Source organism: Streptomyces sp. NBC_00354, assembly GCF_036106915.1.
Classification (GTDB): Bacteria; Actinomycetota; Actinomycetes; order Streptomycetales; family Streptomycetaceae; genus Streptomyces.
Map to the genome: position 1 here is coordinate 5,352,248 of NZ_CP107983.1, position 25,595 is coordinate 5,377,842.

At 72.1% G+C, this 25,595-nt stretch carries 20 protein-coding genes, 3 tRNA genes and 1 pseudogene; 13 read left to right on the forward strand and 11 right to left on the reverse strand.

Going from position 1 to position 25,595, the window contains the following annotated elements:
• Positions 1-152 precede the first annotated feature (152 nt).
• Positions 153-226 (reverse strand) — tRNA-Lys (locus OHT74_RS24495).
• Between the two features lie 240 nt (positions 227-466).
• Between OHT74_RS24495 and OHT74_RS24500 the strand changes: the two genes are divergently transcribed.
• The 5 genes from OHT74_RS24500 to OHT74_RS24520 all read left to right on the forward strand — a co-directional run bounded on the left by OHT74_RS24500 (position 467) and on the right by OHT74_RS24520 (position 6,634).
• Entirely contained in the window at positions 467-1,813 is a 1,347-nt protein-coding gene (locus OHT74_RS24500) for a peptidoglycan-binding protein (protein ID WP_328621397.1), read from the forward strand.
• Positions 1,810-3,960, forward strand: a complete 2,151-nt coding sequence (locus OHT74_RS24505; protein WP_328621398.1) for an SPFH domain-containing protein — start codon at positions 1,810-1,812, stop codon at positions 3,958-3,960. Before OHT74_RS24500 ends, OHT74_RS24505 begins: the two co-directional genes overlap by 4 nt.
• Before the next feature lie 224 nt (positions 3,961-4,184).
• A complete protein-coding gene (locus OHT74_RS24510) occupies positions 4,185-4,778 on the forward strand; it encodes a lytic polysaccharide monooxygenase auxiliary activity family 9 protein (RefSeq protein WP_443047727.1) in 594 nt (197 codons plus the stop codon).
• A gap of 39 nt (positions 4,779-4,817) precedes the next feature.
• On the forward strand, positions 4,818-6,497 hold the full coding sequence (locus OHT74_RS24515) for an AMP-binding protein (protein WP_328621399.1): 1,680 nt from the start codon (positions 4,818-4,820) through the stop codon (positions 6,495-6,497).
• A 63-nt stretch (positions 6,498-6,560) separates the two neighbouring features.
• Positions 6,561-6,634, forward strand: a tRNA-Lys gene (locus tag OHT74_RS24520).
• A 105-nt stretch (positions 6,635-6,739) separates the two neighbouring features.
• On the opposite strand, the gene OHT74_RS24525 is transcribed toward OHT74_RS24520, so the two are convergent.
• The gene (locus OHT74_RS24525; protein ID WP_266666760.1) at positions 6,740-7,498 is read right to left on the reverse strand and encodes an IclR family transcriptional regulator; all 759 of its coding nucleotides are present in this window, start codon (positions 7,496-7,498) and stop codon (positions 6,740-6,742) included.
• Between the two features lie 230 nt (positions 7,499-7,728).
• Here OHT74_RS24525 and OHT74_RS24530 point away from each other — a divergent pair, with 230 nt between their 5' ends.
• From OHT74_RS24530 to OHT74_RS24545, 4 genes are all read left to right on the forward strand, one after another.
• Entirely contained in the window at positions 7,729-8,853 is a 1,125-nt protein-coding gene (locus OHT74_RS24530) for an LLM class flavin-dependent oxidoreductase (RefSeq protein WP_328621400.1), read from the forward strand.
• Between the two features lie 254 nt (positions 8,854-9,107).
• A complete protein-coding gene (locus OHT74_RS24535; RefSeq protein WP_328621401.1) occupies positions 9,108-10,805 on the forward strand; it encodes a glycosyl hydrolase family 18 protein in 1,698 nt (565 codons plus the stop codon).
• A 166-nt stretch (positions 10,806-10,971) separates the two neighbouring features.
• Positions 10,972-11,838, forward strand: coding sequence for a helix-turn-helix domain-containing protein (locus OHT74_RS24540; protein WP_328621402.1), 867 nt, complete (start codon positions 10,972-10,974; stop codon positions 11,836-11,838).
• A complete protein-coding gene (locus OHT74_RS24545; RefSeq protein WP_328621403.1) occupies positions 11,780-12,040 on the forward strand; it encodes a DUF397 domain-containing protein in 261 nt (86 codons plus the stop codon). Before OHT74_RS24540 ends, OHT74_RS24545 begins: the two co-directional genes overlap by 59 nt.
• Positions 12,041-12,087: 47 nt before the next feature.
• Here the strand turns inward: OHT74_RS24545 and OHT74_RS24550 are convergent, their stop codons facing one another.
• Positions 12,088-12,795 carry an ALF repeat-containing protein gene (locus OHT74_RS24550; RefSeq protein ID WP_328621404.1) on the reverse strand — a complete coding sequence of 236 codons (708 nt, stop codon included), beginning with the start codon at positions 12,793-12,795 and terminating at the stop codon, positions 12,088-12,090.
• 253 nt (positions 12,796-13,048) lie between these two features.
• The gene (locus OHT74_RS24555) at positions 13,049-14,878 is read right to left on the reverse strand and encodes a putative bifunctional diguanylate cyclase/phosphodiesterase (protein WP_443047510.1); all 1,830 of its coding nucleotides are present in this window, start codon (positions 14,876-14,878) and stop codon (positions 13,049-13,051) included.
• Between the two features lie 387 nt (positions 14,879-15,265).
• On the opposite strand from OHT74_RS24555, the gene OHT74_RS24560 reads away from it, so the two are divergent.
• Entirely contained in the window at positions 15,266-16,459 is a 1,194-nt protein-coding gene (locus OHT74_RS24560; RefSeq protein ID WP_443047512.1) for a M6 family metalloprotease domain-containing protein, read from the forward strand.
• 59 nt (positions 16,460-16,518) lie between these two features.
• Here OHT74_RS24560 and OHT74_RS24565 read toward each other — a convergent pair.
• Positions 16,519-16,592, reverse strand: a tRNA-Lys gene (locus OHT74_RS24565).
• A pseudogene (locus OHT74_RS24570) lies at positions 16,583-17,162 on the reverse strand (bifunctional DNA primase/polymerase). Before OHT74_RS24570 ends, OHT74_RS24565 begins: the two are co-directional and overlap by 10 nt.
• A 345-nt stretch (positions 17,163-17,507) precedes the next feature.
• Here OHT74_RS24570 and OHT74_RS24575 point away from each other — a divergent pair.
• The gene (locus tag OHT74_RS24575) at positions 17,508-17,774 is read left to right on the forward strand and encodes a hypothetical protein (protein WP_266666774.1); all 267 of its coding nucleotides are present in this window, start codon (positions 17,508-17,510) and stop codon (positions 17,772-17,774) included.
• Positions 17,775-17,798: 24 nt separating this feature from the next.
• On the opposite strand, the gene OHT74_RS24580 is transcribed toward OHT74_RS24575, so the two are convergent.
• Positions 17,799-18,149 (reverse strand): hypothetical protein, encoded by a 351-nt coding sequence (locus OHT74_RS24580; protein ID WP_266629035.1) that lies wholly within the window; start codon positions 18,147-18,149, stop codon positions 17,799-17,801.
• Between the two features lie 234 nt (positions 18,150-18,383).
• Here OHT74_RS24580 and OHT74_RS24585 point away from each other — a divergent pair, with 234 nt between their 5' ends.
• Entirely contained in the window at positions 18,384-19,979 is a 1,596-nt protein-coding gene (locus OHT74_RS24585; protein WP_328621407.1) for a recombinase family protein, read from the forward strand.
• 13 nt (positions 19,980-19,992) lie between these two features.
• Here OHT74_RS24585 and OHT74_RS24590 read toward each other — a convergent pair whose 3' ends face one another.
• The 4 genes from OHT74_RS24590 to OHT74_RS24605 are packed head-to-tail and all read right to left on the reverse strand — an operon-like array spanning position 19,993 to position 24,809.
• Positions 19,993-21,327 (reverse strand): AAA domain-containing protein, encoded by a 1,335-nt coding sequence (locus OHT74_RS24590; protein WP_328621408.1) that lies wholly within the window; start codon positions 21,325-21,327, stop codon positions 19,993-19,995.
• Positions 21,324-22,901, reverse strand: a complete 1,578-nt coding sequence (locus tag OHT74_RS24595) for a hypothetical protein (RefSeq protein WP_328621409.1) — start codon at positions 22,899-22,901, stop codon at positions 21,324-21,326. The genes OHT74_RS24590 and OHT74_RS24595 overlap by 4 nt, the downstream gene beginning before the upstream one ends.
• The gene (locus tag OHT74_RS24600; RefSeq protein ID WP_443047514.1) at positions 22,889-24,064 is read right to left on the reverse strand and encodes a hypothetical protein; all 1,176 of its coding nucleotides are present in this window, start codon (positions 24,062-24,064) and stop codon (positions 22,889-22,891) included. The genes OHT74_RS24595 and OHT74_RS24600 overlap by 13 nt, the downstream gene beginning before the upstream one ends.
• Positions 23,973-24,809 (reverse strand): phosphatase PAP2 family protein, encoded by an 837-nt coding sequence (locus OHT74_RS24605; RefSeq protein ID WP_266666782.1) that lies wholly within the window; start codon positions 24,807-24,809, stop codon positions 23,973-23,975. The genes OHT74_RS24600 and OHT74_RS24605 overlap by 92 nt, the downstream gene beginning before the upstream one ends.
• A gap of 135 nt (positions 24,810-24,944) precedes the next feature.
• On the opposite strand from OHT74_RS24605, the gene OHT74_RS24610 reads away from it, so the two are divergent.
• Positions 24,945-25,541, forward strand: a complete 597-nt coding sequence (locus OHT74_RS24610) for a histidine phosphatase family protein (protein WP_266666784.1) — start codon at positions 24,945-24,947, stop codon at positions 25,539-25,541.
• Positions 25,542-25,595: the final 54 nt, after the last annotated feature.

Sequence of the window (25,595 nt, forward strand, 5' to 3'; positions counted from 1 at the left end):
CGCCGGCCGTCCGGTCCTCGACCGCGCGGCGCGCCCGGACCGCGGGAGGAGTCCGGGGACCGGCGCGGGAGGCCCGCCCGACACTCCAGGGCCGACCGACACGACGAAAAATCCCCTCGCGGCTTTCGCTGCGAGGGGATTTTCCTTGTCTGTGCGCCGCCAGGGACTCGAACCCCGGACCCGCTGATTAAGAGTCAGCTGCTCTAACCAACTGAGCTAGCGGCGCTTGCTGACAGGGAAAACTCTACCCCACCTCGAGTGGTGCTCGTGACCAGCCGCGCCCGCCTTGTCCGATTAACCCATGTTTGAGGGGTTTATCGTGCACGATATGTCTGGGCCGAGGCGAATCTGATGCCCCGACAGATGCGTGGCCCGCCGGACCAGCGACGAGCAGGGGAGTGGACGGAACCGCATGACGATCCAGCCGCCGATGCATGTGCAGATGCCTGCACCCATGCCTGCACCGATGCCGATGCCCGTTTTCGAGGAGTACGAGCCCACAGGCGACTGCGCCTGCCTCGGCTGTACGCAGCGCCGTCGCGCCCTCGCCCGCGCGCGGGCCATACCGCTCCGTGACGGCGGCCACCCGGCCGCCCGCGGGACCCGCCGGGCGCTGGTGCTGGCCACCGCGGCGGGTGTGGTCCTGAGCGGTGGCGGCTCGGCCGCACTGGCGGCGGCCACCCCGGTCCCCGGCCCGGAGCCGGTCTCCCTCGACACCCCGGGCTCCCTCGACCCGCCCGGCTCCCCGCAGGGCGGCCGGTCCCCGCTGCACGGGCGCCCGGCGCCGGCGAAGCCGGCCGGTACGCCCGGGGCGCCGTCGGCGGTCAGGCGCATCGACCGGACGTCGATCATCACCCGGGCGAAGCTGTGGCTGGACGCGCAGGTCCCGTACAGCATGTCCACGTACTGGTCCGACGGTTACCGGCAGGACTGCTCGGGCTTCGTCTCGATGGCCTGGAACCTTGGTACGAACGAGTGGACCGGCAGCCTCGACAAATTCGCCACCAAGATCACCAAGGAGGAGCTGCTGCCGGGCGACATGCTGCTCTTCCACAACCCGTCGGACCCCACCAACGGCTCGCACGTGGTGCTCTTCGGCGGGTGGGTCGACGAGACGCGCACGCACTACGTCGCGTACGAGCAGACCCGCCCGACCACGCGGAAGGGGGCCACCCCGTACGGCTACTGGAACAACGCGACGAAGTACCTGCCGTACCGGTTCAACGGGGTGACGGGCGGCATCACGGAGCCGGACCCGGCGACCGACCCGAAGCCGGCGGTCCCGACGGTCTTCCCCGGCGCCACACAGTTCGGCCCGGGCGCGAACAACGAGTACGTCGCCCAGCTGGGCCGGATGCTGATCGAGCGGGGCGGCCGCCGCTTCTACCCCAAGGGCGCGAGCACGGCGTGGAGCGACGCCGACCGGGTGGCCACCCAGGCCTTCCAGAGCGCCCAGGGCTGGACGGGCACGGACGCCGACGGGATCCCGGGCGCGCACACCTGGCAACTGCTCGTCGAACACCAGGGCAACGACATCCGGCCGACGGTGGACGCCGCACCGGGCCCCGCCGGGGTGCCGGCCTATCCGGGCCTGTCGGCGTTCCGCCCCGGGTCCTCCCACCCGTTCGTCGCCGTCCTCGGCCGCCAACTGGTGAAGAAGGGCTTCGGCAAGAACTACACGTCCGGCCCCGGGTCCAGCTGGAGCGAGGCCGACCGCCGCAGCGTCGAGGCCTTCCAGCGCGCCCAGGGCTGGCGCGGCGCCGCGGCCGACGGCTACCCGGGCCCGGAAACCTGGCGCCGGCTGTTCGCATGACGGAGGCAACGATGTACCCCACGCACACCACCTCGACGACGGGCACCTTCCGGGTGCCGTCCGCGGCAGCCGCAACCCCGACCGCCCCGGCCCTGCGAGTCACGGGCGACCTGTACCCGGCCCCGCCCTATCCCCCGGCCCCGCCCCACCCCCCGGCCCCGCCCGCGGTGCAGGCCGCTCGGGTGGCCGACGCGGCGGCGAACCCGCCCCCCTATCCGGCTGCGGCGGGGGCTCCCGCCGAGCCCCCGCCGCCCGCGGACGCGCTCCCGTACGCGGCCCAAGCCGGTCCGGGGGCCGGGCTTCCGGGCGCGGCCGGGATGGTGCCGGGGTCCGAGCCTTCCGTCCAGCCTCCGCGGCCCGCCGACCCGCTCCCGTACGCGGCGCAGGCCGGTCCGGGGGCCGGGCTTGCGGGCGTGGCCGCCGTGGTCGCGGATTCCGCCGGGCCGGACCGGTCCGGCGGCCGGGCCTGGGTCGCCGGTACTCCGGCCAGGCTGCTGGCCGCGCCCCGTGAGGTCGCCCTGCCGCACGGGCGTCCGGCGGCGGATGCCGCCTGGAGCGAGGTCCCGGCGGCCCGGAACCGGGCCGAGGCCGAGCCGGTGCCCGCACTGGCCGGGGCCGTCGACCGCGCCGAGTCCGGCGGGGGCTCGTACGGCCACGAACCCGATCCGCTGGTCTGCGTACCGGCCCCGGCGGGGCCCGGCCCGGACGAAGCCGCGCACGGGGGCGTGGCCACCCTGCGCCTGCGGGGCTTCGACGGCGGGGGTGAGCCCTTGCCCCCGCACGGGCAGGTCTGGCCGCCCGCCGGTCCCGAGGCGGACGCCGAGCCCCGGTCGGCGACGGACAGCCCCGCGCAGCGGTACGGCGAGGAGTGGCCGCCCGCCGGCCCCCAGGCCGATCCCGAGCCGGCTCACGCGTACGGCCAGGCCGGTCCCCAGGCCGATCCCGAGCCTGCTCGCGCCTACGGCGCGGAGCCGGAGCTCGGTGCCGAGGCCAGCCGCGCCGGGGTGCCCGGACCCGCGGTCGCGGACATCGTCGCGCAGGCCGTGGCCCGCGGGATGGGGGCGGAGCGCGAGGAGCCCGACGGGCAGCGCCTCCCCCGCATCGGGCCCGGCCGCGGGGCCGCGGTCACCGAGGTGCCGGTGCACCTGCCGTTCCCCGCGGAGTCCGGGCGGGCCCCGGCCCAGGCCCGGCCCCCGGCCGCCTCCCCGGGGCCCCGTGCCCCCCGCCCCGCCCCCGGCCGCCGGGTCCCGCTCGGCGACGACCGGCTCCGGGAACACCGCGGCCCCGTGCTGCCCGGCTGGGTCGGCGTCGGCGTCGGCGGGCTCGCCCTCGCCGGCTGCCTGGCGGTGCTCTGGCGGGCCGGGGCGGTCCCGGCCACCTTCGTGGCCGCGTTCGGCGCGGCCCCCCGCGCCTACCAGGGGCTCCGCGCCACCCACTGGCCGCCGCTCGCCTTCCTCGGCATCGTCGCGCTGCTCGCACTCGGCGGACTGGGTCGGGCGAAGGCCGGCCACGCCTGGGTGCTCACCCTCTTCGGCCGCTACCGCGGCACGGTCCGGCGTACCGGCCTCACCTGGGTCAGCCCCCTCCTGCTGCGCCGCCGCGTCGACGTACGGCTGCGGCACTGGCGCAGCGAGCCCATGCCGGCCGTGGACTCCGGCGGCCTGGCCCTGCGGGTCGTCGTCCAGGTCGTCTGGCAGGTCAAGGACACCGCCCGGGCCACGCTCGCCGTCGAGGACCACACGGACTACCTCGCCGAGCAGGTCGAATCGGCGATGGCCCGCGTCCTGTCGCAGCTGCCCGCCGACGCCTTCCACGAGGACGCCCCGACGCTGCGCGACGCCGAGGCCGTCGGCGACGCGCTGACCCGGATGCTGGCGACCGAGACCGAGGCGGTCGGGATCGAGGTGTACTCGGCCCAGCCGACCCGGATCGAGTACGCCCCCGAGGTCGCCGAGGCCATGCGGCGGCGCCGGGTGGCGGCCATCGACGCCAAGCACCGGGACACGGTGCTGACCTCGGTCGTGGACGCCGTCGACGACACCGTCCACCGGCTGACCTCGCGCGGGCTGGTCGAGCTCGACGACTACGAGCGCAAGGCGCTCGTGAAGGACCTCACCGTCGCCTTCTACACGGGACGTCCGGAGTAGGGCGGAGCAACGGGGCAAGAGACGCAGCGCATACGGAACGGGTGGCCGGAATCGACCGGACCACCCGTTCCCCCATTGGTCTGGACATGGCCAACTCCCGTCAATAGTCTGGTACTTGGTCTAGACCTGAATCCCCACGCTCGATCCCCACGCGTGCGCACGCTCTCGCCGAACTCCCCCCACGTTCAAGGAGCATCATGCGTCCCATCCGCATGCCCGTTCACCTGCCCAGACGAGCCGGCGCCGCCACGCTCGGCCTCGGTGTCGTCGCCTCCCTGGCGCTCCTCACCGCCCCCACCGCGAGCAGCCACGGCTACACGGACACCCCCATCAGCCGCCAGAAGCTCTGCGCCAACAAGACGGTCTCCGACTGCGGCCCGATCCAGTGGGAGCCGCAGAGCGTCGAGGGCTACAAGGGCTTCCCGGCCGCCGGTCCGGCCGACGGCCAGATATGTTCCGGCGGGCACAGCGAGTTCGCGCAGCTCGACGACCCGCGCGGCGGGGCCTGGCCCACCACCAAGGTGACCGGCGGGCAGAGCTACGGCTTCCGGTGGCAGTTCACCGCCAACCACTCCACCACCGACTTCAAGTACTACGTCACCAAGAACGGCTGGGACCCCACCAAGCCCCTCACCCGCGCCGCCCTCGAGTCCCAGCCCTTCCTCACCGTCGCCTACAACGGCGCCCGCCCCGCCATGACCACCGTCCACCAGGGCGCCATGCCGAGCGGCAAGACCGGCCGGCACATGATCCTGGCCGTCTGGACGGTCAACGACACCGCCATGGCCTTCTACGCCTGCTCCGACGTCCAGTTCTGACCTTCAATTCTGGCGGCACGTCAGCTAATCTCCGGCGGCATGCGGACGACACCCGAAACCGTCGCGGAGCTCATCGCACGCCAATGGGGCGACCACCGCCCCGGGCTGCAGTACGGCGGCAGCACGCACACCGCCGTCCTCAGCCGCCACCGGACCGCCCAGGAGGCCGCCGCGCGCGCCGCGCTGCTCGTCGACCTGCTGCCGGCGGACGCCGAACCGCACATCGGGGTGCTGCTCGACAACACCCCCGAGTTCCCGTTCTGGCTCGGCGCGGCGGCCCTCGCCGGGGCCGCCGTCGCCGGGATCAACCCCACCCGGCGCGGCCCGGAGCTCGCGCGCGACGTCCTGCACACCGACTGCCGGATCCTGGTCACCGAGCGCGCCCACCTGCCGCTGCTGCGCGGGCTCGACCTGCCGGGCGTACGGATCCTGGTGACCGACACCGAGGAGTACGCGGACCTGCTCGCCCCGTACGCGGCCGCGAAGCCGGGCGAGGCGGTGATCGGTACCCCCGGTCCCGGCTCCCGCTTCCTGCTCTACTTCACCTCGGGCTCCACCGGCGCCCCCAAGGCCGCCCTGTGCAGCCAGGGCCGGATCGCCGCCGCCGGCGACTCCCTGGCCCGGCAGTTCTCGGTCACCCCGGACGACGTCCACTACATCTGCATGCCGCTCTTCCACGGCAACGCGGTGATCGCCGACTGGCTGCCCGCCCTCGCCGGGGGCGCGTCCGTCGCGCTGCGCCCCCGGTTCTCCGCCTCCGCGTTCCTGGACGACGTCCGTGCGTACGGGGCGACGTACTTCACCTACGTCGGCCGGGCCGTCCAGTACCTGCTGGCCACCGAGCCCCGCCCCGACGACCGCTCGCACAGCCTGCGCCTCGGCTTCGGCACCGAGGCCGGTGCGGTGGACGCGGCCCGCTTCGCCGAGCGGTTCGGGGTCCGGCTGATCGAGGGGTACGGGGCCACCGAGGGCGGAGCCTCGGTCCAGAGGACGCCGGACACTCCGCCGGGCGCCCTGGGGCGGGCGGGGGCCGGGGACGACCTGGCCGTGATCGATCCGGAGACCGGCGCGCAGTGCCCGCCGGCCGTCCTGGACGCGCAGGGCCGCCTGCTCAACGGCACGGCGGCGATCGGCGAGCTGGTCAACCGCGGCCGGAGCCTGTTCGAGGGCTACTGGCGCAACCCCGGGGCGGAGGCCGCGCGGACCCGGGAGGGCTGGTACTGGACGGGCGACCTCTTCTTCCGCGACGCGGACGGGTTCCTCTACTTCGCGGGCCGCACCGACGACCGGCTGCGGGTCGACAGCGAGAACCTCGCCGCGGCCGTGATCGAGAACATCCTGGCGCGCTGGTCCCCGGCGGCCGCGGTCGCCGTGTACGCGGTGCCGGACGAGGCGGCCGGAGACCAGGTGATGGCGGCGGTCGCCCTCGAGGAGGGGGAGCGGTTCTTGCCGGAGGCCTTCTCCGCGTTCCTGGCCGCCCAGCCGGACCTGGGCACGAAGATGTCCCCTCGCTACGTCCGGATCGTGGAGTCCATGCCGACCACGGCGACGAACAAGGTCCACCGGGTCGCCCTGCGCCGGTCCGGTTTCCGCTGCCCGGACCCGGTCTGGTGGTCCCCGCCGGGCACCACCGGCTACCGCCTCCTGGGTCCGGGGGACCTCTCCGGCCTGCTGGCGGCGTACGCGGCACACGGCCGCAGCGAGCTCCTGGACCGCTGATCCGCGGGCGACGGGTATTGGTTTTGAGCACCCCTGAGGAGCAGGTAGTATTTTCTTTGTCAGGCGCCGCTAGCTCAGTTGGTTAGAGCAGCTGACTCTTAATCAGCGGGTCCGGGGTTCGAGTCCCTGGCGGCGCACCTGTACTTCGGGCGGTTCCCGGTTCACCGGGAACCGCCCGAAGTGTTTCCGGGGCCCCTCTCCCGCCGCGCCGCGCCGCCCGCAACGCCTGTCCGTGACCGGTGTCACAGGGTGAGCGACAGGAGCAACGGCGCGGCCTTCCGGTTCAGTGCGTCCGCGGCGGCCCGCAGCCGGTGTGCGTGCTCGACGGGCATCGACAGGGCCAGGCAGCCCACCGAGGCGCCCGCAGTGATCGGCACCGCCGCGCAGACCGTGCCGACTGCGTACTCCTGCAGGTCCAGCATCGGAACCGTGGCCGGCTGGGCGTCGAGCTTCGAGAACAGGATCCGCTCGTTCACGATCGTCTTCGACGTGAGCCGGGCGATCTTGTGCCGCGAGAGGTGGTCGCGCCGCCCGTTCTGGTCGAGCTGGGTCAGCAGGCACTTGCCGACCGCGCTGGCGTGCGCCGCGGAGCGGAAGTCGACCCACTCGTGCACCTTGGGAGTGCGCGGGCTGTCCGCGAACTGCGTGATCTTCACTTCGCCGTCCACGTACCGGCTGATGTAGACCGCCGCGCCCACCGAGTCCCGCAGCCGGTCCAGGGTGTCCTGCAGCTTGTTCTGGAGGGCCTGCTGCCTGTCTATGCCGGAGCCGAGCAGGACCAGTGAGTCCCCTATGGCATAGGCGCCGTCCGCCACCTGGAGGACGTACCCCTCACGGCGCAGCATGAGGAGCATGGGAGCGAGATGGACCGCGGGCAGGCCGGTCTCCCGCGCGATCTGTACATCGGTCACACCGCCGGTATGGCGGGCGATCGTTTCAAGTACGCGCAGGGCGTACTGCACCGAGTGGAACGGCGCGGTCGGCTCGGGCTTCAGCGCCACGGTTTTCCCCCTAGCAGGTTGTTACCGCTTGCCCTACCACGATAGCCATCAAGAGGCCCACGTGGAGCGCCTGTTGATGAGATTGATGGCTCAATCATGTCTCCCCGCCTGTGTCTAATCCGGAGGCATATGCCAAGGTCACGCCTGCTGTCCCGGGATGCCGGGAATGACCGCAGGCCGCCGATGGTTCGAGTTCTTCGTACGGACGGCGAACCGAGACGGGAGCGACTATGAGTGACACCGGGGACGCGGGTCGGGGTGCGGACCGGGACGGCCGCGGAGATCCGATCCGGGGTGCGATACGCGGCCGCGCGCCGGTGCCGCTCTCGGTGCTCGACCTCGTCACCGTCGGCAGCGGCAGCACCGCCCACGACTCCCTGCGCACCAGCGTCGAGATCGCCCGGCTCGCCGAGTCCCGCGGCTACCACCGCCACTGGGTCGCCGAGCACCACTCGATGCCCGGGGTGGCCAGCTCCTCCCCGGCGGTGATCCTGGCCCACCTCGCCGCCCACACCTCCCGCATCCGGCTCGGCTCGGGCGGGGTCATGCTGCCCAACCACGCCCCGCTCGCCGTCGCCGAGCAGTTCGGCACCCTGGAGGCGCTCGCCCCCGGGCGGATCGACCTCGGGCTCGGCCGCGCGCCCGGCACCGACGGCCGCACGGCCGCGGCCCTGCGCGGGGCCGGACGCCTCGACGAGGCCGCGCAGGAGTTCCCCCGCCAGCTCGTGGAGCTGACCCGCTTCCTCGACGACGACTTCCCCGACGGACACCCGTACGCCCGCGTGCACGCGGTGCCCGGCCCCGTGCAGGGTCCCCCCGGGCGGCCGCCGCTGTGGCTGCTCGGGTCCTCCGGGTTCAGCGCCCGCCTCGCCGCCGAGCTCGGCCTGCCCTTCGCGTACGCCCACCACTTCTCGGCGGCCGGCACCCTGCCCGCGCTGGAGCTCTACCGGCAGGCCTTCCGCCCCTCGGCCGTACTGGACGCCCCGTACGCCGTGATCGGCGTCTCGGCGCTCGCCGCCGACACCGACGGGCAGGCCCGCGCCCAGGTGCTCACGGGGGCGCTGTCGATGCTGCGGCTGCGCAGTGGCCGGCCCGGGCTGATCCCGACGCCCGAGGAGGCGGCGGCGTACGACTTCTCCCCGCCGGAGCGGGAGTTCGTGGACGGCTGGCTCGCGAACGTCGTCCACGGCACCCCCGACGAGGTCCGTGCCGGGCTCGACGGCCTGGCGAAGCGCACGGGTGCCGACGAGCTGATGCTGACGTCCAACGCACACAGCGGCGCGGCCCGGTTGCGCTCCTACGAGCTCGTCGCAGATGTGTACGGGATGCCTCTGGAGGCGCCGCCGGCTGATTGATCGCGCGCAAACGGAGTTCGGCTGGTTTGTTGCCGAAACCTTGCGCGAGGGTGTCCTAAGGCACCCTTAAACCGCTCGTCACCCGGGGTGGCGGGCGGTTTTTGCTGTGCTTCCAGGCCTCTGACGAGGGGATTTGCTCGGCGAGTGGTCTAGTCCTTCTTTGGTCCAAACCATTGACGCGACCCTCGGGTGATCGCTATCACTTCTCCCACCCGAACCTCTTGCTTCCCCCTCCCACCCCCCGGAGACAGTTCATGCACTTCCGTAAACCCCTCATCGCGGCCGCCGCCACGGCCGCGCTGGCAGCCGGAGCGCTGGCAGGCTTCGCGGGGCTCGGCACCGCGCAGGCCGCAGGCTCCGCCACCACCGCGGGCGGCGGCAACGTCAAGATCGCGTACTACGACCAGTGGAGCGTGTACGGGAACGCCTTCTACCCCAAGCACCTCGACACCCGCGGCATAGCGGGCAAGCTGGACGTCATCAACTACTCGTTCGGCAACATCCACCCCACGAACCTCACCTGTTTCGAGGCGAACAAGGCGGCGGGCGACGACAACAACCCCAACGCCGGTGACGGCGCGGGCGACTCGTACGCCGACTACCAGAAGTCCTTCAGCGCGGCGGACAGCGTCAGCGGCGTCGCCGACAAGTGGGACCAGCCGATCGTCGGCGTCTTCAACCAGTTCAAGCAGCTGAAGGCCAAGTACCCGAACCTCAAGATCAACATTTCGGTCGGCGGCTGGACGTACTCGAAGTACTTCAGCGACGCGGCGAAGACCGACGCCTCCCGCAAGAAGCTGGTCTCCTCCTGCATCGACCAGTACATCAAGGGCAACCTGCCGGTCGAGGGCGGCTACGGCGGCCCGGGCGCGGCGGCCGGCATCTTCGACGGCATCGACATCGACTGGGAGTACCCCGGCTCCTCCGGCGGGCACCTGGGCAACCACTACGCCCCCGAGGACAAGCAGAACTTCACGCTCCTGCTCAAGGAGTTCCGCGAGCAGCTCGACGCGTACGGCGCGGCCAACGGCGGCAAGAAGTACCTGCTGACCGCGGCGCTCCCGGCCGGCCAGGACAAGATCAAGTACATCGAGACGGACAAGATCGGTTCGTACCTCGACTACGCGAACATCATGACGTACGACATGCACGGCGCCTGGGACGGCGACGGGCCGACGTACCACCAGTCCCCGCTGTACTCGCCGGCCGGCGACCCGACCGACCCGATCGCCCCGGGCACCGAGAAGTACAGCATCGACAACGCCATCGACTCCTGGATCGACGGCAAGCCGGCCTACGGCATCGCCGGCGGCTTCCCGGCCAACAAGCTGACGCTGGGCTACGAGTTCTACTACCGCGGCTGGAAGGGCGTCCCCGCCGGGGCGAACAACGGCCTCGCGCAGTCCGCGACCGGCCCCTCCGGCGCCCGGCCCACCAGCCAGCAGGCCGGCATCGCCAACTACAAGGAGCTCGGCGGGATCGTCGACAACCCGGCGAGCACCTTCTGGGACGACCAGGCCAAGGCCTCGTACTTCTACAAGGACGGCGAGTTCTTCACCGGCCTGAACCAGAAGGCGATCCAGGCCCGGGTCGACTACGGCAAGCAGCGCGGCCTGGCCGGCGCGATGATGTACTCCCTGCTCGGCCTGGACAACAACACCACGCTGCTGAACCAGATCTCGGATTCCCTCGGCGGCACCACGCAGCCCCCGACGACTCCGCCCACCACGCCCCCGACCACCCCGCCGACCACTCCGCCCACGACGCCTCCGACCACCCCGCCGACCACGGGCTGCGGTTCGACCCCGGCGTACGTCGCGGGCACGGTCTACACCGCGGGCAACGAGGTCGCGTACAACGGCCGCAAGTACAAGGCCCAGTGGTGGACGCAGAACGAGACCCCGGGCACCACGGGTGAGTGGGGTGTCTGGAAGGACCTCGGCGCCTGCTGATCTCCCCCCACCCCGCGCCGAGCGACACCCCGCCCCGCACCCCGCATCCCGGGTGCGGGGCGGAGGTGTCACATGGTTACGGGATTCCGGACATCGCTCCGTGTCGGGATCGCTACGCTCGGCCACAGGTGAATCCGACCCGCGTCTCCATGGGGGTGACCGTTCCATGGTCCTGGCCCGCGACCTCGACCCCAGCGCCTCGCCGCTGGACTACTACGGCTACGAACTGCGCCGCCTGAGGGAGGCCGCCGGGCTGAAACAGGCGCAGTTGGGCGACATCATCTACTGCACGGGCTCGCTGATCGGCCAGGTGGAGTGCACGAAGCGGGTGCCGACCCGGGACTTCTCGGAACGGGTGGACGCGGCGCTGGGTACGGACGGGCACTTCTCCCGCCTGGTGGGGCTGGTCCTGCGGAGCGTGCTGCCGACGTGGTTCCAGGCGTACGCGGAGATGGAGGCCCAGGCCACGTTTATCTCCACGTACCAGGCTCAGGTGGTGTACGGACTGCTCCAGACGGAGGCGTACGCGCGGGCTGTGCTGGCGACCGGAATGCCGGACCGGCTCGATGAGTTGGTTGCGGCTCGAATGGAACGGCACCGCATTCTGCATCGGGAGAAGTCGCCGATGGTGTGGGTAGTGCTCGACGAGGGCGTGCTAAACCGGCCGATAGGCGGTCGAGAGGTGATGCGTTCGCAACTCGCGCATCTGCTGAGCTTCCATGAGAACCGGTGGGTGCAGATCCAGGTGCTTCCCTGCTCGGCTGGTCAACACGCTGGCCTCATCGGCTCGTTCAACGCGCTGCGCTTCGACAGCGATCCGGAAATCGTCTACACGGAGGACCTCATCTCGGGTCACATGACGGCCAACCCCGACGTAGTGAGGGAAGCTTCCCTTCGTTACGCTCACTTGCAGGCCGCCGCACTCTCCGTAGAGGACTCGGCGGCGTTGATCACGCGGGTCATGGAGGAGCGTTATGGGGAGCAGCCAGAACCCGACGGGCGAGACATGGCGCAAGTCGTCGTACAGCGGTAACACCGGCGGCGATTGCGTTGAGTGCGCACCCCTCGGCGCCGTCTCATGGCTCAAGGCCTCGTACAGCGGCACCAACGGCGGCGAGTGCGTCGAGGTGGCCGCGCAGCCGTGCGGTGTGGCCGTTCGGGACTCCAAGCGGCCCGACGGGCCGGTCTTCACGGTGGCCCCGGAGGCGTTCGGCGCGTTCGTCCGGAGCCTCTGACCGTACGCCGGAGCGGCAGCCCCCTCGGCGGGGGCTGCCGCAGGCGGTCAGACCTGGTACTGGCCGACCGTGATGAAGTACCGCAGCTCCTCCGGCGTGCCGTTCAGCGCCTTCTCGGCCGCCGCGTACAAGGCCGGGCTGATGCCGGGGCGGGTCAGGATCCGGACGACGGTGACACGGTCGTCCTCCGCCTGGGCGAGCCGCAGGCCCGTCTTCAGGAAGGCGGTGCGGTCGGCGGCCGTGCCGTCGAGGGCCTTGTTGGCCTCACGGGTCACGGCCTTGCCCGGCTTGCCGGCCAGGATCCGCAGGATGGTGACCTTGTTGTCCTCGTCCTGGGCGATTGCGAGGCCGGTCTTCAGGAAGGCAGTGCGGTCGGCGGCCGTACCGTCGAGGGCGATGTTGGCCTCGCGCTTGACGCTCCTACCGGTGGCCGGGTCGCCCAGGATCCGCAGGATGGCGACCATGTTGTCCTCGTCCTGGGCGATCGCGAGGCCGGTGGTCAGGAAGGCGACCCGGTCGGCAGGGGTGCCGTCCAGGGCCTTCTGGGCCTCGCGCTTCACGGCTCTGCCACTGGCGGGGTCCGCCAGCAGCTTGGCGATGGCGACCGCGTTGTCCGCGTCCGAGTCCGCGACCGCGGCCACCGCCGCGGCGGTCGGCGCGGCCGCTGTGCCCGCGGCGAAGGACGGTGTGGAAAGCAGCAGGACCGGGGCCAGCGCGGTCGCGGTCAGGACGAGCGCAGCTCGGGTCGGATTCATGGTTCCCCCTCGATCAAACGGGTCGCGCCCCTGTTCGAGGCGGCGACAAGATCCTTGCAAAGGTATTCCCGTGGGCCGGTCCCGATGGGCGCTTTCTGGCCATAAGTGAGCGGCTGTGACCGCCATTTCGACCCGGGCGCGGGGGAGGCCCGGCCGTCAGAGGGTCGGCGCGTCGGCCGCCCGTCCGCCGGGGGGTCGGGGACGAAGAACCGCCCCGCCCCGCACCGGGGCGCGGGGCGGGCCTGCTGCCGGTTCAGGCCCCGGGGCGGGTGCCGATCATCTCGGCGATCAACTCCGGAGCCACCGCACGCGAGTACAGCCAGCCCTGGCCGGTGTCGCAGCCGACGCGGCGCAGCCGGGCCGCCTGGCCGGCCGTCTCCACGCACTCCGCCGTCACCGTCAGGCCGAGCCGGTGCGCGAGCTGCACCAGGGCCTCCACGATGGTCTCGTCGGCCGGGTTCGGGTGGGTGCCCTCCTCGTAGCGGAAGCCCCGTACGAAGGAGCCGTCCAGCTTGAGGACCGACACCGGCAGCCGGCTCAGGTACGCCAGGTTCGAGTACCCGGTGCCGAAGTCGTCGATGGCGATCCGCACCCCCATGTCGCTCAGCGCCTGTAGGGCCTGCAGCGGCCGCCCGGCGGAGCCCATCACCGCCGACTCGGTCAGCTCCAGCTGGAGCAGCTGCGGGGCCAGCCCGGTCTCGGCCAGGATCTCCGCCACGTCGCCGACCAGGTCCGAGTCCCACACCTGCCGTACCGCCACGTTGACGGAGACGAAGACCGGGCAGTCGCTCGGCTGCTCGATCTGCCAGCGCCGGGCCTGCCGGCAGGCGGTCCGCAGCACCCACCGCCCCAACTGGACGATGGAGCCGTCCTCTTCCGCAATTCCGATGAACCGATTCGGCGTCAGCGTGCCGAACTGCGGGTGGTTCCAGCGCACCAGGGCCTCCACCCCGCGCACCGCACCGCTCTCCAGGTCCACGAGCGGCTGGTACTCGAGCGCGAACTCGCCCCGCTCCACGGCCGGCCGCAGCGTCGAGCTGAGCGCCTGGCGGGTCATGCGGTGCGCGTTGCGCTCCGGGTCGAACAGCGTCCAGCGGGCCTTGCCGTCCGCCTTCGCCCAGTACAGGGTCGTGTCTGCGGCCTGCATCAGCCCGGTCGCCGAGGTCCCGTCCGTGGCCCGCTCCACGACGCCGATCGACGCCGAGACCGACAGGCGCTGCCCGGCCAGGTCGAACGGCTCCTGCACGGCGGCCAGTACGCTGCGCGCCAGGTCGGCGAGCTGCTCGGTGCCGGTGGAGTCCTCGACCAGCAGGGCGAACTCGTCGCCGCCGAGCCGCGCCACGAGGTGCCCGCCGGTGCGCCCGTACCCGGACTGGTCGGCGCACTGGGTCAGCCGGGACGCGACGGCGGTCAGCAGCCGGTCCCCGACCCGGTGGCCCAGGGTGTCGTTGACGGCCTTGAACCCGTCGAGGTCGAGGTAGCACAGGCCGATCCGCCCGGTGCCGCCCTGCTCGTACGAGGAGGCCTCCAGGGCGGCGGAGAGCCGCTCGAAGAACAGCGCCCGGTTGGGCAGCCGGGTCACCGGGTCGTGCATCTGGAGGTGCCGCAGCCGGGCCTGGAGGTCGCGGCGGTCGCTGATGTCGGCGACGGACAGCAGCACGTCCCGGGTGCCGGGCACGGGCCCGAGGGTGACCTCGGTCCACAACGAGTGCCCGTCCGGATGTTTGAGCCGGCGGGTGCAGCGCAGTCTGGCCTGCCGGCCGCGCAGCACCTCCTGGTAGGCCTGCCAGGTGCGGGCCTCGGCGCCCAGGTCGACCAGGTCGGCCGCGCACTGCTCGACGAGCGCGTGCGGCTCGGTGCCCAGCAGCCCGGCCAGCGCCGCGTTGGCGGCGACGACGTAGCCGGAACGGTCGACGACGGCCATCGCCAGGTGGGCCGCGTTGAAGGCGGCCCGGTAATCGCGCAGCTCGGAGTCGGTGCGGGACGGCGACGTCGGCACGGCCGACACTGCTTGGTGACGCTCCGTAATGGCCGAACGGGTGCTGTCGGCCGCCGAACCGGTTCCCTCTGAGGTTCCGCTCACCGTTGGCTCCCGCAGTGCTCGTGAGTGTCCGTGCAGGAAAGTGTGCCGATCATAGAGGCACCGTACGGCCCTATCCAGCTGCGTCGCCGTGCGGGGCACGGGACTTCGGCGTGCTGACGCCTCGCCGGCCGGCTCCCGGGTGATCGTTTCTGCACAGCTCTGAGCAGCGGAAGGCTCCTGATGATCTCCCGTGATCGGTCGTGACGTTCTGTAGGCATGTGGGTGACCCCCCGGGTCACCGACTTGCCGCAGTCCTCACTCGTGTGGGGCAGCGGAACAGGGCATTAGTAAGACAATCGCCCCAAGGTGGAACGAAATGGTACGAATCCACCACCGGAGGTCGATGTGCCGCGACAGCAGACACCCGGGGGAGTGGAACGCTCCCGCATGAGAAGCACGGCGGCTGCGCTCACCTCCCTGACGGCGCTCGCCGCCATGTCGCTCGTCGCGGGTCCCGCGGTCGCGGTTCCGGGGGCCGCCCCGTGCGCCCTGACCCGTACGTCCGCGCACCACTCCCTCGGCCTGGACACCTGGAACCGCGCCTACCCCAAGCCGGAGCGCACCCTCGACGCGGTCATGGTCTTCCTCTCCTTCCCCGACCACCCGACCACCCTGACGACCGAGCAGCTGACCGGCGACTACTTCCCCGCGACCGGCGACTTCTTCGAGCGGGCCTCGTACGGGAGGTTCCACCTGGTCCCGCACCCGCAGAAGCAGTGGATCCGGATGCCCAAGCCGTCCACGGCGTACGGGATACAGCGCGACTGGGCGGCCGAGGACCGGGCCGCGTACCTGCGGGACGCGGTCGCCGCCGCCGACCGGGAGGTGGACTTCTCCCAGTACGACGTCGTGTACTTCGTCGCCGACCCGGACGCGCCCGGAGTGGACTCGGACGCCACCAAGGTCGTCAACTTCGACCGGCCGATCAGGGCGGACGGGACGGACCTGCGGCGGATCGTGACCGTCTTCGAGCGGCACCCGCCGGACCGGAACGTGCTGGCGCACGAGACCGGGCACGTCTTCGACCTGCCCGACCTCTACCACCGGCCGACGGACGGCAAGGGCGACTGGGACACGCACGTCGGGGACTGGGACGTCATGGGCAGCCAGTTCGGGATGGCCCCGGACCTGTTCGCCTGGCACAAGTGGAAGCTCGGCTGGCTCGACGCGTCCCAGGTGGACTGCGTGCAGTCGGGCTCCTCGCTGCACACCCTGCTGCCGCTGGCCCAGGCCCCGGTGGCGGGCGCCACGGGCGGGACCCGGCTCGCGGTGATCCGTACGGGCACCGGCAGTGCGATCGCCGTCGAGGCGCGGGGGTCCGTCGGCAACGACGGGGACACCTGCACGGAGGGGGTCCTGGTCTACCGGGTGCGCAACGAGGCGGCGTCGGGCGGCGGGCCGATCGAGGTGCTCGACGGGCATCCGGACACGGAGGCGTGCTGGGACCGCTCGGTGTACCCGCCGCTGGCGGACGCTCCGCTCGAGGTGGGGCAGGCGTACACGGTGCCGGGGGAGCGGATCAGGATCGAGGTGGCGGACCGCACCCCGTCGGGCGCGTACACGGTCAAGATCACCACGTAGTGCAGCTCTGCCGGAACACGAAGAAGGCCCCCACTTGCGTGGAGGCCTTCTTCCGTCTGTGCGCCGCCAGGGACTCGAACCCCGGACCCGCTGATTAAGAGTCAGCTGCTCTAACCAACTGAGCTAGCGGCGCTTGCTGACGAGGAAGACATTAGCAGGGAGACGGCCGGAAGGAAAAATCGATATCCGCAGCTCGGGCGGCGCGGACGTACGCCCACAGGAGGGCCTCGGGTCCGGGGAGCCAGGGGGTGCGGCTGTCGGGGGCGACGAGCCAGCGCGACGGCCCGGGGGTGGCCGCGAGCGGCGGCACGGTGACGGCGTCGCCGCGGCCGTGGCACAGGGGTGCGGGCGCCGAGCCGCCCCACTCTTCCCAGGCGAGCAGCGCGGGCAGCCGGTGGGCGGTCCCGGTGGCGGCGAAGAGCAGCATCCGCCCGCGGTGCACGGCGACGGGCCCGGAGCCGGGGCCCTCGGTCCGGAGCAGATCGAGCATCCGGCGCCCGAGGACGAGCGGGACGTTGACGACGTCGAAGGCGGTCCCGCAGGGCAGCGTGGCGGGCGCGGTGGCCCGGGCCTCCCACAGGGCGAGGGTGCTGTGCGGGTGCGCCGACGCGGAGGCGAGCCAGGCGGCGCCCTGGGGGGTGACGTGGGTGGCGGTGCGTGCATCGGGGGCGGGGCAGGCGGGTGCCGTCGTCAGCGTCGTCATGCGGACCGGTCTACCGCGCGTAGTGATCTGGTTTCCGGGAGTTACGGAAAACCCGGACAGGACGGGGGATGGTGGGCTATGTTGCGCCCCGCATATGCCGGCTGCGCCTTCCGGTGCGTCGGCGTACCGGGCCCGCGGCCGGGCCCCGGCGGTCGCGAGTGCGTGCGTTCCGGAACTGTTCTAGCGTCGTATGGGCGGGGGTTCGCCCGCTCGACCCGCCGGTGAGCCCGCTCTCCGGTACCGGGGAATCCGCCCTTCGCCCTCAGGCGCCGGCCCGGCCGCCGCCCCCGCGCGCGGTCCGGGACACCCGGGACCGCGGTTCCGACCGAGAGCAGGTGCATTCCCATGCGTCGTTCGGCTCGCATCCCCGGTGCCCTCGCCGCCCTGGCCCTCGCCCTGGGCGGCGTCGCCGTCGCCGCTCCGGCGGCCCACGCCGACATCGAGGCCTGCCAGAACATCGTCCAGCTGCAGGGTGCCGAGGTCACGGACGCCATCCGGATCGCCTGCTACGTGGGTCTCGTGGGAGACGAGGACGGCTGCACCAAGGGACTGACCCAGGCCGGCGTGGAGGGGGTCGTCGCGACCGCGGCGTGCCGCGCGGCCCCCCAGTAGCCGACCCGTCCCGCCCGCGGCGGCCTACGGTGCCTCGGGGCCTGCCTCGCGCTGCAGGGATTCGCCGAACTCGATCATCTTGCGCGCATAGTCCTCGGTCCACTCCGCCTGCGCGGCGATCGCCGCCGGCGGCAGCCGGTCGAACCGGCGCGGATCGGCGAGCTGCGCGGCGGCCAGCGCCTGGAACTCCACCGCCCGGTCCTGGGCCGCCCGGAACGCGAGCGTCAGCTCGGTGGCGCGGGCCAGCAGCTCCCGCGGGTCCTCGATCGACTCCAGATCGAAGAAGTGCTCCGGGTCCGTGGCGGCCTCCGAGGGCTCGAAGAGCAGCGGCGCGGGCCGCAGCTTCCGCTCGGTCGTCCGCTCGGGCTCTGCCATGCGTGTCCTCCTGCTGCGCGTTCGGGATCCTTCCGGGGCCACCCTCCATTGTCCAACGCCGCGCAAGAGCGCCGCCCCTCAGGGCTTCCACGCCACCCGGTGCCCGGAACGAGTGGTTCGCCTCTGATTCCTCAGAAAACAGGATCACCATGTGATGTCGTTGTGTGCAGAAGGGACTGCACAGGGGGTAACGAAATGTCGTACAGGCCGTCACCGGGTACTCGTGTCCTGAAGATGCGGCGCATCAGCCGAGACTCTGAGGACAGTTCTGCTCTGGCGCGGCAGGCTGAAGCTCTGAACGGCGCAGCCGCTGAGGGCCGGTTCGATGTGGTGGGAGACGTAGAGGACTCGTTCATCTCGGGTGCCGTCCACCCCGAGGAGCGGCCTGGCCTTGGCAGATGGATGCGTGAGCCACTCTGGTACGAGTGGGACGCGATCATGGTCACCTCCCTGGACCGCATCACTCGGAACCAGACGCACTGGGAGATGTTCGCCGACAAGTGCTACCAGGACGGCAAGGACGTCATCTGCCTTGATGACCCGGCCTTGGACATCACTCCCGGCAATGGCCGGATGATTGCCTACATCAAGGCGACACAAGCGCAGGAGTACCGGGAAGCCATCGTGCAGAAGCGTCGGAACCAGACGCAGTACTACCGCGAAGAATGCCTTTGGGGCGGCGGTACTTGGCCCTTCGGCTATCGACCGGTCCTCACGGACTATCAAGGCCGGCAGCGCTACAAACTGCTCATCGACCGCGTGACGGGCCCGCTGATCCGTGAGGCGTACGAGCGAATCGCGGAGCAGGGGTGGTCCATGAGCCGTCTCTGTCAGGACTGGAACGAACGCGGTGTCCTCACGTCGCAGGACTATCAGCGGAGCGTCAACGGAGCCGAGAGGAAGGCCGGGGTCAAGACAGCCGTCAAGGGATCCAAGTGGACCACGTCCACCTTGGGAAAGATGCTGAAGAAGCCGACCCTCAAGGGGATCGCCATGCACAAAGGCGAGCCGCTTCTTCGTGACGGAGTTCCTGTTCGATGGGCTGATCCCATACTCGGCGATGAGGAATTCGACAAGTTGCAGGCGGCGTTAACAACGCTGGGTCGGCATCGTGCCGGAATCAAGCCCAATGCATCTCCCATGGCGGGCGTGCTCTACTGTCCGTGCGGCAGGAAGATGTACGAGAACGGCTCGATCGGGAAGCTGAACACGGGAGAGATCCGGCAGCACAAGTACTTCCGCTGCTCCTCCTGGTCCAACGGCAAGGCGTGTGACTTCTCCGTTTCCTGGTCTCAGAATCAGGTGTACGCGACTGCGGAGCATGTATTCCTGGTCAAGCTGGGTGGCGAAGAAATCACCGAGCGCCAGTATGTTCCGGGTAGGGACAGCAGGAAGAAAGTCAAGGAGCTAGAGCGCGCCATCGACAATCTTTCGCAATCAATCGCCTTGGCCGCCTCTCCGGCGGTGGTCGCCTCTCTGACCGGAACAATGGAGCGGCATGCGGCCAACCTTGAGGAGTTGATGGCTGAACCTTTCGTTCCTGGTCGGTGGGAGGTCACCGGCACCGGCCAGACCTACGCCGAGAAGTGGTCTGCAATGACGGGATGGAAGGAACAGGGGCCCTTCCTTCGGAAAGCGGGCTTTCGACTCTTCATCTGCGGCCGCCCCGGGGCGAAGGGGCAAGACATGGCTGTCTACGTCATCTCTCCGAAAGACGTCGCCGAGAGGGCGAGTGATGCCTTGGCCGGATCCGTTGAGCCGAGTGACGAAGAAGCGTGGAACCTTGAAGCTTTGAAGACCTTCAAGGAGGCCCTGGAGGCGGAATCCTGAGGCCGGTGCCGGGCTACGGCCGCCAAGAGACGCGGTGGTTGGACCAGAAATCCCACGTGGACATCATCGCCTCCCAGCCGTCCGGGAACTTCACCGTTACGCCCAACTGGACCGGTTCCGTGGACGGATGGTCGTCCAGCAGCTCCGCTATCCCCGCCCGGGCCACGACCACGCAGGCGTGCCGGTGCCGCGAGGCCAGTACGCACAGGCGGCCCGTCTCCAGGTGGAACGCCGTCGCGTCCGGGCGGCCCGACAGCGGGTGCAGCACCACCGTGAGGTCGTACTCCCGGCCCTGGAGCCGGTTCGCGGTGTCCACCGTGACCCCGGTGACGCCCAGTTCCGCCAGGGCGGCGCGGACCGCCGCCGCCTGGTCGCGGTGCGCCGTCCCGACCGCGATCCGGTCCGCGGTCAGCGGGGCCGGGACCTCGGACTGCTCGTCCGCCGTCACGGCCCCCCGGTCCAGCGCCCGGCGGACCACCAGGGCCACCGCCCGCACGGCCTCCGGGTCGGTGCGCGGGGTGTGCCGCGCGGGCAGCTCCAGCAGGCCCCAGCCCGACTCGGCGGCCTCGTCCAGCACCCGGTCCGGGCCCGAGCCGTCGCCCGCGACCCCGTACGACAGCCGCCGCTCGCCCGGACCCGTACCGCTGCGGAACTGCGTGTACGGGTAGAACGCCTGCGAGACCAGCGGCGCGGCCGTCGCCGGGAGCCGCCAGGACACGGGCAGCCGGTGCTGCGGCAGCTGCGGGTTGTGGGCCAGCAGGGTGCTGACCGCCGACGCCGACGGGTCGTACGACAGCCCCGCCCATTGCTCGGCGCCGACCACGCTGAACGGGTCCAGCTGCCCCGGGTCGCCGACGAACAGCGCCCGCTCGAACAGCCCGGCCACGGCCAGCAGCGCGTCCGAGCGCATCTGGTACGCCTCGTCGACGATCGCGTGCTCCCAGGGCTCCGTGTCCTTCACGTACGCCCACTTCGCCGCCGTCGAGATGGTGATCGGCAGTTCGGCCAGGTCCCCCGGCTTCGCCGAGAGGGTGACCGAGGGCAGCTCGCGCAGCGCCGGGTCGTACGCGTCGCCGTCGCTGCTGTGCAGCCGGCCGACCTTCAGCTCCGGGTCCTTGTCGGCGAGCCGCAGCACCAGGTCGTCGACCTGCGCGTTGGTCTGCGCGACCACCATCAGCCGGCGCCCGGCCGCGGCCAGCTCGCGGGCGGCCCGCACCACGAGCGTGGACTTGCCGGCCCCCGGCGGGGAGTCGACGACCACGCCGCGCTCGCTGCCGTGCAGGGTGTCGCGCAGGATGGCGGCGGTCGCCTCGGCGGCGGCCGCGCCCGGATCGAAAGCGGTGCTCACAGGATGTCCTCAGCGGTTACCGGGTCGGGCGCGGCGTCGGGCAGCACGGCGGCGGTCGCGGATCCCGGCGGTCCGCCGTGCGTCCACGGGGTCTGCTCCGGCTCCGGCAGCTTCGGGCCGCCGCGCGCGTCGTGCTCGAACAGCGTCCAGCAGACCCGGTCGCCCTTCTCCGGAACCGAGCCCGGCTCCGGCTCCCGGCCGCGGCCCATCTTGTCCAGCAGCCGCAGCACGAGCCGGCCGTCCTCCTCGAAGCGGACGAACTGCGCCGCCTGCGGGCGGCCCTCCAGCGAACGGAACACCTTGCCCCCGCCGCCCTCCGCGAGCTGCGGACGGTCCTCCGTGGCCACCGTCACCAGCGGGCGCGGACTCGGCCGCTTCGACTCCGTCCACTCCATCACCACCTCGGTGACCTCGCCCGCGAACGCCTCGCCCGACAGCCGCCGGCCCGCCATCACCAGCGGATCGTCCAGCGCCTCCTGGGCGTCGAGCCGTACCTGCTCGGTCTCCCGCGTCGCCAGCTTCCGGGCCGCCGTCACCGCGTCGTCGCGGCGCGGCTGCGGGGGTTCGCCCGCCCGGACCCGGTCCCGGTGGCCGGTGTACGACCAGCGGTCGCGGGTCCAGCGCTCCTCGGCCCGCTCTCCGGGCGGCAGCGCGCGCAGCAGCTCCAGCGACTGCCACACCGCCCGCCAGGTCGGCCGCATCTGCTCGGCGACGAGCTCCCGGACGGCTGCCTCGGCGCGGTCCAGGGCCGGCCCGTCGCCCGCGGTGCGCGCCGCGTCGTAGCGGGCCATCGCCGGGGCGAGCAGCTTGTTGTCGAAGGCCGGGTCGGTGGCGGGTCCGGCGGGCGGGACCAGCAGCTGTCCGTCCCGGTCGCGGCCCAGTTCGGCCCGCAGGGCCGCCTCCGCGCCCGATTCCCCTTCCGGCGGGGCTATCCACGACAGCAGTGCGCCCAGGTGCTGGTCCTCCAGGTTGCTCTGGCCGGTGGCCCAGTGCCGTCCCAGCAGCTCCGTCGCCGACAGCAGCATCGAGGCCCCCGGGACCCGGGAGCGCTCGCCGAGGTGCGTGAACCAGCGGCCCAGGAGCGGGACCCGGGTGGGCGCCGGATACGGGTTCTCCGGATCCTCCTCGGCCGTCCGCCGGAACCGCATCGACCGCCCCAGCAGCCGGACGTACTCGATGCCCGCCCGGCTCGGCACGATCACCTGGGGCGCGTCCAGGCACAGCTCGGCGGAGACCTTGCTCTTCGCGCCGGTCTCCGGATCGGTCTCGGTCCGCTCCACGTACTCGACGTCGTCGGCGTACCCGTCCACGTACGGCAGGACCACGTCCGCGAGCTCCGCCAGGAACGTCCAGCGCAGGTCCCGGTCGCGCGGCTGCGCCACCACCAAGAGCCGCGGCTCCGCGGGATCGGTGCCGATCAGCGCGCCGAGCGGGGCCCCGGCCTCGCCCGCCGTCGTCAGGGGTACGAGGACCAGCGGGCGCTCGCTCAGATGCCGGTGCCGTACGGTCGCCAGCTCCCGGGCCCGGCCGGTCCGGACGGCTTCGAGGCGCGCGAGGGTGTTCAGGAGGGACATGCGGCCGCCTCCAGCGCCTCGGCGCGCAGCCGGGCCGCCTGGTGCAGCGCGGCCGCGGTCGGGTCGTCGGGGCACCCGTCGCCGGCGGCGGCCGCGAGGGCCTCCTCGACGGTGGTGAGCGCGCCGAGCTCCCCGCGTACGGAGCGGCCGAGGGCGGTCACCTCGGCGGCGGCGCGGGCCCGCTCCCGGCAGTGGAAGGCCAGTTCGCAGGCGGCGAGGCATTCGGGGGCGTAGGCGGCGGAGACGGCCGAGACCGCCTCGGTCAGCTCCTCGGCGGGCCGCGCCGGGTCGAAGCTGAGCCCCTCGGGCAGGGCCGCGGCGAGCTCCTCGACCCGCGTCAGCCTCTCCAGCTGGCGCCGGGTCACGGCGCGCTCCCGGCGGACGTCGACGGGCGCGGCGGTCGGCAGGTTGGAGAAGTCCTTCGGGCAGACGAGCAGCACGGTGTGCCCGACGACGGCGGAGGCCAGCTTCTCGGCGGTGTTCTCCAGGGCCAGGACGTACACGGCGGCCTGCCGGGCGGCGGCGCCCACCTTCGCGGGATCGGCCGCCCCGTCGATCAGCGGGAACGACTTGATCTCCACGACGGTCCAGCGGCCGTCGGGGTGCACCACGACGGCATCCGGCTCCAGATAGGCGGGGGTGCCCGCCACTTCCAGGGCCAGCATCGGGTGGTCCAGCAGGGTCCAGGCCCCGGTGGCGGCCCCGGCGGCGGTGGCCTCGCGCAGGGCGAGCGCGGTGCGAGCGGCGCGGCCCTCGGGCCCGGCGGCGGTCAGGTCGGGGACGCGGGCGCCCGGGCCGGGCGGTTCGGCCCCGGCGTCCAGGTGCCGGTGGACCAGCTCCAGCAGGGCGGCTCCGCCGTCGCCCTTGACCCTGGCCTCGAAGGAGTTCCCGCGGACGATGGCGAACTGCGACTGGCCGAAGGCGGCGGGCGAGCCGAGGGCCGCGGCCAGGGCGGTCTTGTCCACACCGGCGCCGTCGAGCAGGGCTCGTCTGCCGCATCCGGGGTTGGCGGCGAGCGCCGCCAGCGCGCGGGCGTCGAGCGGGCGGGGCGGCACGGCGGGGCCGCGCAGGTCAGCGAGCCGCTGCCGCAGAGTCGTCTTCCGGGGCGGGCCGCTGGGCGGGTAGGAGCTCACGGGCGGAAGTGTCCCATCCGCCACTGACAATCGTGGTCTTACCGCGGAATCCGGCCGTACGGGCGGACAGCCGGCGCGAGATCGCGTACCCGGCGGCCATCACGGCGGCCCCGGCGGCCGCGTCCAGGAAGTAGTGGTTGGCGGTGCCCATGACCACGAGCGTGGTGACGGCGGGATAGGCGATGCCGAGCGCTCGCAGCAGCGGGTGGCGCCCGTGCCGCCACAGCAGGATCCCGCACCACAGGGCCCAGCCGACGTGCAGGCTCGGCATGGCCGCGTACTGGTTGGTCAGGCCCCCGAGCCCGCGCGGCGCGCTGGCCTCGGCGCCCCACCAGCCGTACGCGCTGTACTGGGCCATGGTGTCGGTGAACCCGTGCGCGGCGTCCAGCAGCCGGGGCGGGCAGGTGGGCATCAGGGTGAAGCCGACGAGCCCGAGGAGGGTGGAGACCACCAGCCAGGTGCGGGCGCTGCGGTAGTGCTGCGGCCGGCGCAGGTACAGCCAGACCAGCACGGCCGGGGTGACGAGGTAGTGCAGGGAGGCGTAGACGAAGTCGGCGGGTATGCCGAGCAGTCCCTCGTGGGAGAACAGGCGGTTGAGCGGCCGTTCGAAGTCGATCCCCAGCAGCTCCTCCGCCCGGAGTATCGCGAGGCCGTGGCCGACGGCGAGGTGCACGTCGCCCCGGGCGAGGAGTCTGCCACCGGTGTACGCGCCGTAGACGAGCCCCAGGAGCAGCAGTTCGGCCCACCAGCGGGTGGGCTTCTGCCGATCAGTCATACGGTGTAGGACGCTTGTGCGACAGGGTGGGTTGCCTGGTGTTCACGTGATGGATGATGGACGGACGACGTAATCGCCCGAACCGTCGCATAAGCACGCGAACCCTTACGCCCTTACGTACCGGGAGAATCTCCTATGGCCCCCCGAATCCTCCTGGCCCGTCACGGCCAGACGGCGTGGTCCCAGCTCGGCAAGCACACCGGACGCACGGACGTGCCCATGCTGGAGGAAGGCAAGCGGGGCGCGAAGCTGCTCGGCGAGCGGCTGGCCCGCGCCCCATGGAACGGCCTGCCGGGCGTGGAGGTCCGCACCAGCCCGCTGGCCCGCGCGAGCGAGAGCTGCGACCTGGCGGGCTTCGGCGCCCGGGCGGAGCCGTGGGACGCGCTGATGGAGTGGGACTACGGCGAGTACGAGGGCATGACCCCGGCCGAGATCCAGGCGGTCCGCCCGGGGTGGCTGATCTGGCGCGACGGCGTCCCGGGCGGCGAGTCCGTCGCCGACGTCGCGGCCCGCGCGGACGAGGTGGTCGCCTGGGCCCGTGCGGCGGAGCGTGACGTGCTGGTCTTCGCCCACGGCCACATCCTGCGCACCCTGGCCGCCCGCTGGCTCGGCTTCGAGGCCTCCTTCGGAGCCCGCATCCGCCTGGAGCCCACCTCCCTCTCGGTCCTGGGCTGGGCGTACGGGGCGCCCGCACTGGAGCGCTGGAACGACACGGGCCACCTGGACCTCTGACCGCAGCCCGAAGTCCCGTATCAGGGTGGGTGGTTGAGCAATCGGGGTGGCTGC